This is a genomic window from Stenotrophomonas maltophilia, assembly GCF_025642255.1.
GTDB classification, from domain to species: domain Bacteria; phylum Pseudomonadota; class Gammaproteobacteria; order Xanthomonadales; family Xanthomonadaceae; genus Stenotrophomonas; species Stenotrophomonas maltophilia_P.
Map to the genome: position 1 here is coordinate 2,708,099 of NZ_CP106759.1, position 12,055 is coordinate 2,720,153.

Annotated in this window: 7 protein-coding genes; all 7 read right to left on the reverse strand. The window is 65.3% G+C overall.

The features are described 5' to 3' along the window. Positions 1–60 precede the first annotated feature (60 nt). Positions 61–945, reverse strand: coding sequence for an endonuclease/exonuclease/phosphatase family protein (locus N8888_RS12465; protein WP_053516893.1), 885 nt, complete (start codon positions 943–945; stop codon positions 61–63). Positions 946–947: 2 nt separating this feature from the next. Next, positions 948–4,115 carry a discoidin domain-containing protein gene (locus N8888_RS12470; RefSeq protein WP_263175080.1) on the reverse strand — a complete coding sequence of 1,056 codons (3,168 nt, stop codon included), beginning with the start codon at positions 4,113–4,115 and terminating at the stop codon, positions 948–950. Beyond that, positions 4,112–4,948 carry a carbohydrate ABC transporter permease gene (locus tag N8888_RS12475; RefSeq protein WP_053516890.1) on the reverse strand — a complete coding sequence of 279 codons (837 nt, stop codon included), beginning with the start codon at positions 4,946–4,948 and terminating at the stop codon, positions 4,112–4,114. The genes N8888_RS12470 and N8888_RS12475 overlap by 4 nt, the downstream gene beginning before the upstream one ends. Next, on the reverse strand, positions 4,945–5,826 hold the full coding sequence (locus N8888_RS12480) for a carbohydrate ABC transporter permease (protein WP_065175483.1): 882 nt from the start codon (positions 5,824–5,826) through the stop codon (positions 4,945–4,947). The genes N8888_RS12475 and N8888_RS12480 overlap by 4 nt, the downstream gene beginning before the upstream one ends. Next, the gene (locus N8888_RS12485; RefSeq protein ID WP_081279749.1) at positions 5,823–7,166 is read right to left on the reverse strand and encodes a sugar ABC transporter substrate-binding protein; all 1,344 of its coding nucleotides are present in this window, start codon (positions 7,164–7,166) and stop codon (positions 5,823–5,825) included. The genes N8888_RS12480 and N8888_RS12485 overlap by 4 nt, the downstream gene beginning before the upstream one ends. A gap of 4 nt (positions 7,167–7,170) precedes the next feature. After that, complete coding sequence (locus N8888_RS12490) at positions 7,171–8,775, reverse strand: glucoamylase family protein (protein WP_053516886.1); 1,605 nt, start codon at positions 8,773–8,775, stop codon at positions 7,171–7,173. A gap of 177 nt (positions 8,776–8,952) precedes the next feature. Then, positions 8,953–12,009 (reverse strand): TonB-dependent receptor, encoded by a 3,057-nt coding sequence (locus N8888_RS12495; protein ID WP_053516885.1) that lies wholly within the window; start codon positions 12,007–12,009, stop codon positions 8,953–8,955. Between the last annotated feature and the right edge of the window lie 46 nt (positions 12,010–12,055).

Here is a 12,055-nt window from a genome sequence, read left to right on the forward strand (position 1 = left end):
TTCTGTTTGTGCATCGGGCTGTATCGTGCCGACCGGGGATATATGCCCCTGTGTCGTTCTTCAGGGTTTCGGCGCGAACTGCAATCGCGTCCAGACGCCGTAATGATCCGAAGCCCAGCGCCCGCTGTCATCCGGCTGGTCGAACAGAAGCCTGGCCTCCCGTGCAACCAGCTGATCCTGCTGGAAGAAGATGTGATCGATCCGCGAGGGCGCCTGGTAGTAATGCCGGTTGAGGGTGCTGACAGCCGCCAGGTCGGTGTTCACATGCACGCTGCCATAGCTGTCGCCATAGTGGCTGCGCAGCTCGCTCAGGTCACCCGCATCGACCAGTGCGTTGAAGTCGCCTGCGATCACCACCGGCGCGCCATCCGACGTTGCGGCGATGAAGCGCAGCAGATCTTCCACCTGCGTCCGCCGGATGCGCTTGCCGCTTTCATCGCTGCGCTCATTGAGATGGGTTGCATAGAGGTTGACTGGCCGGCCCTCCACCTCGATGCGCAGGTGCGCCACGGTGCGGTAGTCGTCCAGCGGCAGCAGCAGGTGCTCGCCCTGGGCGAGGATCGGCTGTCGCGTCAACAGTGCGTTGCCGTAGCGCTTGGGCGCGCCGACCGGATCGGTGGACACGAACACGTATCGGTAGCCCAGCTGGCTGGCGAGCCATTGCGCCTGGTTGCGCACGTTGCGCCGCTGGATCACTTCCTGCAGCGCGATCGCATCAGGTTGCAGGCGCTTGAGTTCTGCCAGGATCGTACGACGCCGGCTGGGCCAGTCCTCGCGGTCGTGGTGCAGGTTGAAGGTGACCATGCCCATGCCAGGCGCGCGCGCGGCTGCGTCCCCATCGTCCGCCGGAGGTACGTCCGCCATCGCCGCGGCAGGCAGCGCCAGCGCGATCGCCATGCCCAGTGCGCACGCTGCCGCGCGCGCACGCCATGCCTTCCTACCCATGCTTACTGTCCCTTGCGCTCGGAGCGACGCACTGCCGCCGGCACTTCGATCTCGACGCGGGCCGGCAGTTCGTGCACATGCAGTTCGCGGTCGATCCATTCACCCGGCGCGCCATTGATGGTGGCGTCACCCGGTTCGCCCGCATAGGGCCACGGAAGCACGACGCCTCCAGCCGGTGGCACCAGGCCGGGCTGCACCTCCAGCACCAGCAGCTTGTCACTGCGCCGCAGCCGATAGTTCAACTGCCCCTGCGGCGTACGCAGGCCCTGCACCGCGATGCCCTCACCCTGCAGCCAGGCCGTTGGAACGCCGCCGGCCAGCACCAGTGACTCATCCATGTCGCGGCTATAGGCGAACATGTCCAGCGCCGAGCGCACGAAATCCGACGCGACCCATGCATGCGGCAGGTCGCCGACGAAGAACGGCTTGCGCGGTGTCCGCGAGACCACTTCCGCCCATTGGTTCCATGCCTGCGGGGCACGGTCCTTGAAGAAGAACTCGGTCGCCTGCCAGGCGCGGTCGCGCCAGCCCAGGCGCACGAAGGCGGCGACGTTGCGCCACTCATACGGCGTATAGTCCTTCCATTCGCGCTTGCCATCGCGACGCGCGACGAATTCCTTCCAGTAACGCTCGAAGGTTGCTTCCAGGGCCTGCTGCGGCAGCCGGCCCTGCTCGCCCCCGGGCGCCAGTGCGATGGTTGTCGATGTCGCGTCGAAATCGCCCAGCTCGGCCGAGCCCGGCAGGTAATCGATGTTGTGCTGCTGCATGGCCGACAGCAGCGATGCCTGCAGGTCGTCGCGGAACTGATCGCGTGACTCGGCGATCTGCATCGCCTCCACCTTTCCCAGTTGCGTCGCCAGCAGCGCAGCGTCCTTGTAGCCACGCAGCGCCCAGAAGTTGTCCCAGTACGAATGCATCGGCTTGGCCGAGTAACCTTCGTGGCTGATCGAGGCCGGCATCATCCCGTAGAAGGCCGGGTTGCGTGCACGGTTCTCCTCGGTGCGCTCGCTGGCACGCAGCTGCTCCATGTACTGGTAGGCCCCCTGCACATGCGGCCACATCAGTTCCATGAACGTGCTGTCGCCGGTGTAGCGGCCATACTCGGCGATGTTGTAGATCAACTCACCATGGCTGTCGTTCTCCGGCACCGGGTCGCTGCCACGTGCGTCGACGCAGCACGGCACCTTGCCATTCTCGAACTGGAACGGCGCATACCAGTTGAGGTAGTCACGCACCGCGTCGCTGCGGCCCATGCGCAGCAACCCTTCGGAGATCATCGCGCCGTCGCGGATCCAGCTGCGCGCATACGAGCGCGTGCCCGGCTGCAGGCTTGGCCCGACGCGCGAGATCAGCATGTGCGCTACCGCGGTGCGCAGCGTGTCGACCATCGGCTGGCCCGCCTTCGGAACCTGCAGCGACACCACGCCGAGCTTGGCACGCCACATGTCGGCAACCTGCTGCTGCGCCTTTGCCACGTCCACGGCCTGCGGCGCCCAGCCACCGGTCTGCGGCAGTACCACCGCCACTTCGCGGCTTTGCCCGGGTTCCAGGGTGATCGTGTACAGCAGCGCGCCCGACGCCATGCCAGTGCTGTCCTTCACCGTGGTCGTCGCCGGCAGCTTGCCCGAGGCGAGGTGCATGGCATCGAGCTTGCCGTCGAAAGAGGTGGCAAAACGCGCATCAGGTACCTGCAGCGGGTAGATGCGTGGCTCGCCATTGATGCGGACCAGCTGCTCGCCGACGTCGAGGCTGTCGATGCGGCTGAAGCCGCCGGTGGTGTTGAGGAACTGGGTTGGCGGATTGACCTGCCAGGGGCGGATGGCCAACGCCAGCGTGTACTCGTGGGCCACCTTGTCCGGATTGCTCAGGCGGTAGCGACCGATCAGCTGCGCACGCTCGGGCGTGCCCTGCACGAATCCGGTGACCGCCAGCCCCACCTTCTCATGCACCCAGTCGACATTGGCGATGGGCAGGTAGCGATCCTGCAGCGACTGGGTGATGGCCACATCGCTCCAGGCGATCAGCTTGCCATCCAGGCGGACGAACGGCTCGATGCTGAAGCTGCCCTTGGCAGGCTCCAGCGCACCGTCTTCGCTGATCAGCGCCTGTTGCTGGCCGCCATCCAGACCCAGCAGGGTCCAGTACGGCTGTTCGCCCACGAACGCGCGCGGTACCGCACCGCGTGGGAGGTCAGCCGCAACCGACGACAGGAATGCATTGGGCGTGGATGCGAAGTCCAGCGGCTTGAGCGTGATGTCACGGATGCCATAGCGCCAGTTCGGACCTGCCTGCAGGTCGAAGCGCACATAGCGTGCATCGGTATCAGGCAGCGCCAGCCAGTCACGGCCACCCCCACCGGCGGTCACTTCGCGTGCCGTGCGCCAGTCGCGTCCGTCCACGGACGTGCGCACGGTGTAGCGGGTCGCCTGCAGGTCCGGCAGCCAGTCGATCACCGCGCCGCCGATCTCGCGGCTCTTGTGCAGGTCCAGGCTGATGGTCTGCTGCTTCACCCCACCGCTGATCCAGAAGGTATCGCTCTTGCCGTCCACCATCCGGTCCTGCAGCGCCGTGGCGGTGTCGGCAATCACCTCCGGCCGCAGCGGCGATTCGTCCCGTGCGGGCAGGCCCTGCAGGGTCAGTCTGTCGAAGCACACCGTGCCGCGTCCGCCGACCTTGCTGTAGATCGTGAACTCGACCGCGGCGCTGCGCGCCATTTCCTTCTCCGGCGACGGCCCCCACGCCTTGTCGATCTGCCGACGCCGGTACTCGACCGGCGTCCACGACCTGGGAAAACTGTAACCGGGGCGGTTGACCCACCACACGTTGTCACCGCTGGCGTCGATCAGCTTGAACTGAAGATCATTGGCCGGTGAATCACCGCGCAGCTGGAAGCCGAAGCGGTAGTTGACCGGATACTCGACCGTCAGCGCGCGACGGATGCCGACGTAGCCCGATACGTTGTGGAAGTCGTAATCCAGGCACAGCGCGCGGCCGCCACCCGCGCCGCTGACCGGGCGCAGCGAGCCGCTGACCTGGTCGGACAGCACCAGCTTCCAGGCACTGACATCGTCGAAGTCGTCCAGCACCTTCGGCGCCGGCAGCGCCGGAGGGGCGGCGATCGCCAGGGAGGTCCACAACAGGCCCAGTCCAACGGCGATCGCACCCTTCATCCCTTCACGCTCCCCAGCAACAATCCTTGGATGTAGTACCGCTGCAGCACCAGGAACAGTGCCAGCACCGGAACCACGGTAACCACCGCGCCGGCCATCATCATTTCCACGTCCATGATGTGTTCGCGCGAGAGGGTGGCCAGGGCCACCGGCAAAGTGTAGTGCTCCTGATCGGTCAACACGATCAGCGGCCACATGAAATCGTTCCATGCGCCCATGAAGGTGAAGATCGCCAGGGTCACCAGCACCGGCTTGAGCATCGGCAGCACGATCTGGAAGAAGATGCGCAGCTCCCCTGCCCCGTCGATGCGCGCGGCCTCCAGCAGTTCGTCCGGGATCGACCGCGCGTACTGCCGCACCAGGAAGATGCCGAACACGCTCGCCAGCGCCGGCACGATCACGCCACCGAAGCTGTTGACCAGCCCCAGCTGCTTCATCAGCAGGAACAGCGGCAGCATCGCCACCTGGGCGGGAATGACCAGCGCCGCCATCAACACCTGGAACAGGCGCTCACGGCCAACGAAATTCAGCTTGGCGAACGCATAGCCGGCCATCGTATTGAGCAGCAGCGAGCCCAGCGTGATCGCCAGCGACACCAGCAGGCTGTTGGCGAAATTGCCGCCCATGCCGGTACGCGCGAACAGCTCGTGGTAGTTGTGGGTGGTCACCTGCGAGGGCAACAGCGGAGGCGGGAAATGGCTGGCCTCGCCCTGCGGCATGAACGAGACCGAGACCATCCACAGCAGCGGCGCCAGGCTGACCAGGGCCAGCACCAGCAACGCGCCGTTGATCCACCACGGATGCCAGCGCGACTGGCCGATTTCACGACTCATACCAACTGCCTCCTGCGGCCAAAGCGCAGCATCACGGTGGTCACCGCCAGGATGATCAGGAACAGCAGGAATGCCACCGCGGAGGCGCGTCCCAGGTTCCACCACTTGAAGCCTTCCTCGAACATGAAATACAGCACGCTGACCGTGCTCTGCAGCGGGTCGCCACGCGTCATCACGTAAGGCTCGGCGAACAGCTGGAAGTAGCCGGAGACGGTGATCACTCCGACCACGAGCAGCACCGGGCCGAGCATGGGCAGGGTGATGTGCAGGAACTGCTTCCAGCGCGAGGCACCGTCGATCCGCGCCGCCTCGTACAGATCATGCGGGATCGCCTGCAGGCCGGCCAGGAAGATCACCATGTTGTAGCCGAAGTTCTTCCACACCGCGAACAGCATGATGGTGGGCATCGCCCAGTTCGGATCGCCCAGCCAGTCGATCGGGCTGATGCCCAGATGGCCCAGGCCGTAGTTGACCAGGCCGTAGCTGGTATGGAACAGGTAGCGCCAGATCACCGCCACCGCCACCAGCGTGGTCACCACCGGCGCGAACAGCGCGGTGCGGAACAGCGCCTTGAAACGCGCGGCAGGCGCGTTCAGCAGCATCGCCGCGCCCAGTGACACACCGATCGACAGCGGCACACCGATCAGCACGAAGTAGCTGGTGTTCCACAGCGACTTCCAGAACATCGGCGTCTGCAGCAGGTCGATGTAGTTGCCGAGGCCGACGAAACGCAGGTTGCTGCTGTCGGCCAATGCGTACAGGTCGAAGTCGGTGACACTGAGCGCCAGCGCCGAGGCGACCGGCAGGCCGAAGAACACCCCCAGCACGATCAGCGATGGGCCTGCGAAGATCCATCCGGCCAGCGAAGTTCGTTTCATTGCGCGCTCCCATCGGCCAGGGTGCTGCTTGAACGCGTCGGCGAAGGCGCGCGCTCCTGCAGGCGTTGTTGTTCATGCATCCAGCGACGCTTGGCCAGCACCTTGTCCACGCGCTGGTCCAGCTCGGCCACGGCGTCGTCCTGAGGCATCCCGCCGCGCACCACCTTTTCGGTGACGATGCGCATTTCCTGCACGATGCGCTCCCACTCAAGCACCTTCGGCGTCGGCCTGACCCGCTCCAGCTGGTCGCGGAACGCCGCCGCCAGCGGATCACCGGCCAGGGACGGTGCATCCCAGGCACTGCGACGCGGCGGCAGATCACCGATGATCGAATGGAAACGGGCCTGGATTTCCGGGCGCGACAGGAACTCGATCAGCTTCCAGGAGGCTTGCTTCTGCTGCGATTTGCGGAAGATCACCAGGCTGGTACCGCCGGCGATGCCCGCACCGGGGCCATCCGGGCCCGGCAACGCCGCGGTGCCCCACTGCCCCTCCAGCGCCTTCGGCTGCAGCTTCTTGAACTCGCGGATGTTCCAGGGGCCGGAGATGTAGAACACGTTGAAGCCGCGGAAGAATTCATCCCAGACATTGGAGATCTGCGTCTCGGACATCTTCGGCGCCCAGCCCTGCTCGAACATGTTGGCGTAGAAGGCCAGCGTGCGGCGGAAGCCCGGGCTGGAGAAGTTGCCACGGGTATCGTCGTCGCGCAGCAGCGGATCGGGTTGCTGCAGCGCCAGTGACAGCTGCTGCTCGAACTCGTTGATCGGCATCAGCACGGCATAGCGGTTCGGGCCCTGCATGCGCTTGATCGCCGCCATCTGTTCGTTCCACTCCTGCCAGGTCCGCGGCGGGTGGTCGTAACCGGCCTTGGCCAGCAGGTCCTTGCGGTAATAGATCAGGCGGGTATCGACGTACCACGGCACGCCCACCAGCTCGCCATGGATCACGTTGGTGTCCCAGATGCCCTGGAAGTAGTCCTTCGGGTCGACCACCGCCGAGCGCTGCACGAACGGTTGCAGCGGCGTCAGCGCATCGAGCTCGGCGAATTCGGGAACCCAGGTGTTGCCCAGCTGGCAGACATCGGGCAGGCCATCGGCGGCGAACGCGGTGAGCAGCTTCTCGTGCGCCGCGGTCCATGGGATGTTCTGCACATCCACCTTGATGCCGGGATTCTCGGCCTCGAATTCGTGGATCAGCTCGCTGACCACTTCCGCTTCGCGCCCCATCGCCCAGAAGCGCACGGTGGTGGTGCCCGGTTCGGTACGGGCGCAGCCCGCCACGACCAGCGCGGCCAGGGCCGGCAGCGCCCAGCGGCGCATGCGATGGAGCCAGTTCTGCACAGCGTTACTTTCCCTGGCCTGTGGTGCGGTTGGCATTGTTCTTCTGTTCCTGTGCGGCGGCCGCGCGTGACTCGGCGATGCCGACCGCGCGCGCCGATGCAGCCTTCTCGTCCTTCTGCAGTTCCAGCGGCTGGAACGAGCCCTCGGGGGCCAGCCAGCCGCCGCTGAATCCGGCGCGCTCCAGCCCCTTGCGGATGTAGGGGTTCTTCTTCATGACTTCCCACACGAAGTCGTTGCGGTAATTGGCGATCATGGTCAGGATCGGGCCCTGGTCGATGGCGATGTAGTCGCTGGCGACCCAGCCACGATCCGGCACCAGGCGCCCGGTCTTGATCGGAATGTCGTAGCTGAAGCTGGGATTGAACGAATCCAGGAAGCCGTAGCTGGAATAGATGTAATCGCCGAAGCGCTTGTGCATCTCCAGCGTGGCCGGAATGACCTGCTCCGGGGCGAACACGATCGAGGCCACCGCCGCGGTCGGCGCGATGGTGCCGTCGTCGAAGTTCTCGCGCAGGCCGGCGCCGCGCGAGGAGTAGTGGCGGAACTGGCGCTGCTCGCCGCGATATTCCTGGGTGGTGTTCTGCGGACCATCGCTGGCGGTCAGTCCCCACACGTTCTCGCCGTACTCCTTCCACTGCATCGGGTTGGCGATGGCGTACTCGCGCTGGGCCAGCGCGGCCGAGCGGCTGTTGAGGAAGTAGGTGCTGCCGCGCTCGCGCATGTAGGCATCCTGGATATCGCGGAAATCGATCCAGACATGGCTGTACTGGTGGCCGAACAGTGGCCCGAAGGACAGGTATTCCTGGCCCTGGTAGACGCCCCAGTCGTTGTCGTAGGTCCGGGTCCACACCGTCCATGCGTCGGGGCTGACCGGATGCGTGGGCGAGCCGAGGGCAAGGATGTACACCATCATCGCCTCGTTGTAGCCCATCCAGTCGTGGTCGATGAAGCCGCTTTCGGGGAACCAGCCCATCGAGATCAGCGGCGCGCGCTGCTGCAGCCACGGCCAGTCGATCTTCCTGTACAGGGTATCGGCAATCTGCCGGATCTCCTTCTCGCGCGGATCATCGCCGTCGTAATAGGACTGCGCGAACAGCACGCCCATCATCAGCAGCGCGGTATCCACCGACGACAGTTCGACCCAGCTGTCGTAGCGGCGGCCTTCCTGCATGTCCAGGAAGTGATAGTAGAAGCCCTTGTAGCCGGCCTTGCCGGTGCGCTGCGGGCCCATCGGCACGTCACGGAAGAACTTCAGCGTCGTCAGCGTGCGGTCGATCGCCTGGTTGCGGCTGACCCAGCCATTCTCGATGCCGATCGGATAGGCGGTGAGCGCGAAGCCGACCGAGGCGATGCTGGCGAACGGGCGTGACGGATAACGGTCCGGTGTCAGGCCGTTCACTTCATTGGTGGTGTCCCAGAAAAACTGGAAGGTGCGGCGTTCAATGTCATCGAACAGCGGCGGCAGTTCCGGCTTCATCGGCCGCGGCGGTGCATCGGCCTCGATCAGGATCACCGGCGGCCGGGGTTTGGCGGGCTCCTGCTGGGCCGGCTTGCAGGCGGCGATGGCCAGGGTCATCGCTGCGGCGGACAACAGGTGGCGTGCCTGCATGGCGCGGTTCCTCCGGTGGACTGATCGATGGGAAAGCATAACGTCCAATGATCTGAAATCGTTTACAAACCACACATTTAAAAAAGCCACGGGAACGTGGCCTGACAGCGCGATCATCGCAGTTGCCGATGCCGCCGGCGAACCGGCGGCATCGACTCCTGCAGCAGGCATACCCGCTTAGAAGCGGAAGCCCACTTCCGCCTTGATCTGGCGGGGCGTACCGATGATGTCACCGGTCTCGTTGTAGCTGGCCTGCAGCTTGCCGTTGGTCTTGACGTAGTTGTAGGTGGAGAAGTTGTCGAAATCGAACACGTTGATGATGTCCAGACGAGCGTACAGCTCGGTATCACCCGGCATCTTGAACGTCTTCGTCGCCTGCAGGTCGACCGAGCGGTAGCCGAAGATCTTGCCACCCACCAGGAACTTGCCGTTGGCGTTGGGCACGGCCGCCTGCGGGGTCGGCAGGGTGTAGCCGCTGGCCTGCGGCACGGGGTACCAGTCGTTGACGGCCGTCGGCGTTGCCAAGGTGATCTTGCCGCCGAAGGTGATGCCCCAGAAGCCTGCGTACGAACCGGTCACCACCAGGCGGTGACGAGGGGCACCGTTGGAACGGATGGTCGGGTAATCGCCGATCAGGCCGCGGTCGAACGCGTACTTCTCGTTGATGTCGCGGTTGTGGCGTGCGGTGGTCCAGGTGTAGGCGATCGAGGTGCCCCAGCCGCTTTCCTTGGTGAACGGCTTCTGCGCCGACAGCAGGACCTGGGTGGCGCGGGTCTTGATGCCCTGCTGGCCGATGATCAGGCTGCCGAAGCCCGGCACGTTGCAGCTCCAGGCCTGGCTCAGGCCCGGCTCGGTACCGCCGCACAGGCGCGGATCATCGAAGAACTGGCCGGTCGGGTAACGGTTGCCCAGGGTGAAGGCGAAACCGTCGTAGCTCAGGGTGCGGGCGATGGTGGCATCGGTCAGCCAGTCACCGATCTGGTTGCTCATGCCCAGGCTGAACTGATCCGAGTACGGTGCCTTCAGCTTGTTGTTCAGCAGGTCGACCTCCAGGCCGGCGTTGCTGGTCGATCCCACCAGCGCCTGCAGGTTGCCGATGCCGTTGAGCAGGTTCGGATTCCAGTCGTAGCAGGCGGCCTGACCGTTGATGCAGGTCCCGGTGGCCGGGTTGCGGAAGTAGATGGTCGGCTGCGGCAGGGCCAGCTTGGTGGTCTCCAGCTGCAGGTTGTCGAACAGGTCGCGGTCGTAGGAACGGCCGGCACCACCGTGGATCACATGCTGCTCGTCGGCGTTGATGTCATACGAGAAGCCCAGGCGCGGCTGCCAGGCATCCTTGAATGCCTTGCGGTTGTGACCGTTGCTGATGTAGTCGCTGATGTCCAGGCCGCCCAGCGCCAGCGAATCGGCGTAGGTCTGGCCGGCGGGTGCGCGCGGATCCTGCGAATAGATGGCATCGACCACCTGCTGCGGGGTCACGAAGTCCAGGTAGGACGGGGTCTTCTCGTAGTCCCAGCGCAGGCCGATGTTCAGCTGCAGGTGGTCATTGACCTGCCAGTCGTCCTGGATGAACACGCCGTACTGCTTGGACTTGGAGCGTACTTCGCCGGACACGCCCGACACGCCGGTCACCGGCTTGACGAACTGCGCCTTGTACGGAATCGAGTCCGGGAAGTCCGGATCACCCAAGGTGTAGGTGAAGGTCGGGTTGATCTGCGCCGCATCGGAAGCGTACAGGTCGATCTGCTTGTACTTCACGCCCATCTTGATGGTGTGGTCGCCCGCCCACTGGATGCCATCCAGGGTCAGGTTGTCTTCGATCGACCAGCCCTTCTGGCCCTTCACCTGCGAGTCCAGTGCCGAGGCGCCACCGATCTTCACGATCGTGCGGTCTTCAGGACCGTCCGGCGCGGTGTAGGTGATGCCGTTGGCCAGGGTCAGCGGGGTCGGGTTGTTGAACGAATCTTCGTGGGTGACCATCAATTCGTTGTAGTAGCGCTCGCCGCTGTGGTTCCAGCGCAGCGCGTAACGACGGTCGGTATTGACCACTTCACGGCCGGCTTCCGGCGAGGTCTGGCCACTGAACTGCGACTGCGTTTCGTCGCGGTCCTGGAAGGTCAGCTCGATGCGATCGTTGTCGGTCGGCTCGAAGTCGATCTTGCCGAAGATCAGGTCCTGCTGGAACGGCTGGCTGGCCGGGCCGAGACCGGCGGCGCCGGCGGGCGGCAGCAGACCGGCGGCACCGGTGACCGCACCGTCCGGTGCGATGGTGACCGGCAGGTCGAAGCGCTTGGCTTCGTAGGTCACGAAGAAGTGGGCCTTGTCCTGGATGATCGGGCCGCCCAGCGCGAAGCCGTATTCCTTCTCGGCCGACACCTGCTTGTCCTTGCCGCCCTGGCGTTCGGCCGGGGTCTTGGCGCGCATGTCCTCGTCGGTGTAGCGATAGAACGCCTCACCCTTGAATTCGTTGGTGCCGGACTTGGTCGCGGCGGTCACCGCAGCGCTCGAGACCTGGCCGTACTCGGCCTTGTAGTTGCCGCTGATGACCTTGTATTCGCCAATGGCCAGCTGCGGGAAGGGGTTGCCGGCGCTGCCGGACTGGCCGGCCACACCGCCGCCCTTGACGTAGCTCTTCTGGCCCACGCCATCGATGTACACGTTGGTGCCATCGGCATTGGTGGCGCCGCCGCGCAGCGAGGTGTTGCCCTTGGCATCACGGGTGAAGATCAGGCCCGGCACCGCGTCGGCGAACTCCAGGAAGTTGCGCGACACCTGCGGGGTGGTCTGGATCTGCTGCAGGCTGACGGTCTTGCCGACTTCGGACGTGCGCACTTCCTGCAGCAGGGTCGGCGCGACGACGTTGACGGTGTCCAGGTTGGTGGCCGCGGTCGAACCCGGGGTGCTGCTGGCAGCGCCGGCGAAGTTCAGGGTGGCGGTGGAGGCCACGGTCACGGTGACCTTCTGGGTCTGGCCGTTGGCCACCACGTCATAGGTGCCCGGGTCCAGGCCCATCAGCGAGTAGCTGCCGTCGGCGCGGACGGTGCCGCGGCGCACGGTGCCGGTCGCAACGTTGGTGGCGGTGACCTCCGAACCGGCTTGTGCGCCGGCAACCTGGCCGCGCAGGCTGGCGTTGGCCGACTGCGCCAGGGCGTTCGGGGCGGCGGCCAGCATCAGGCAGCTGACCAGTGCGGTGCTCAGCAGCCGGCGCGCCGGCGTGCGGATAGTGGAATGCATCATCAACTCAATCTCCGGGTGGCGGCGACCGCGTGTGCGGTCCCCTGCG

Excerpts from the sequence above, each read along its gene's own strand:
- N8888_RS12465 (WP_053516893.1), bottom strand. The coding sequence starts at position 945 with ATGGGTAGGAAGGCATGGCGTGCGCGCGCGGCAGCGTGCGCACTGGGC.
- N8888_RS12470 (WP_263175080.1), bottom strand. The coding sequence starts at position 4,115 with ATGAAGGGTGCGATCGCCGTTGGACTGGGCCTGTTGTGGACCTCCCTG.
- N8888_RS12475 (WP_053516890.1), bottom strand. The coding sequence starts at position 4,948 with ATGAGTCGTGAAATCGGCCAGTCGCGCTGGCATCCGTGGTGGATCAAC.
- N8888_RS12480 (WP_065175483.1), bottom strand. The coding sequence starts at position 5,826 with ATGAAACGAACTTCGCTGGCCGGATGGATCTTCGCAGGCCCATCGCTG.
- N8888_RS12490 (WP_053516886.1), bottom strand. The coding sequence starts at position 8,775 with ATGCAGGCACGCCACCTGTTGTCCGCCGCAGCGATGACCCTGGCCATC.
- N8888_RS12495 (WP_053516885.1), bottom strand. The coding sequence starts at position 12,009 with ATGATGCATTCCACTATCCGCACGCCGGCGCGCCGGCTGCTGAGCACC.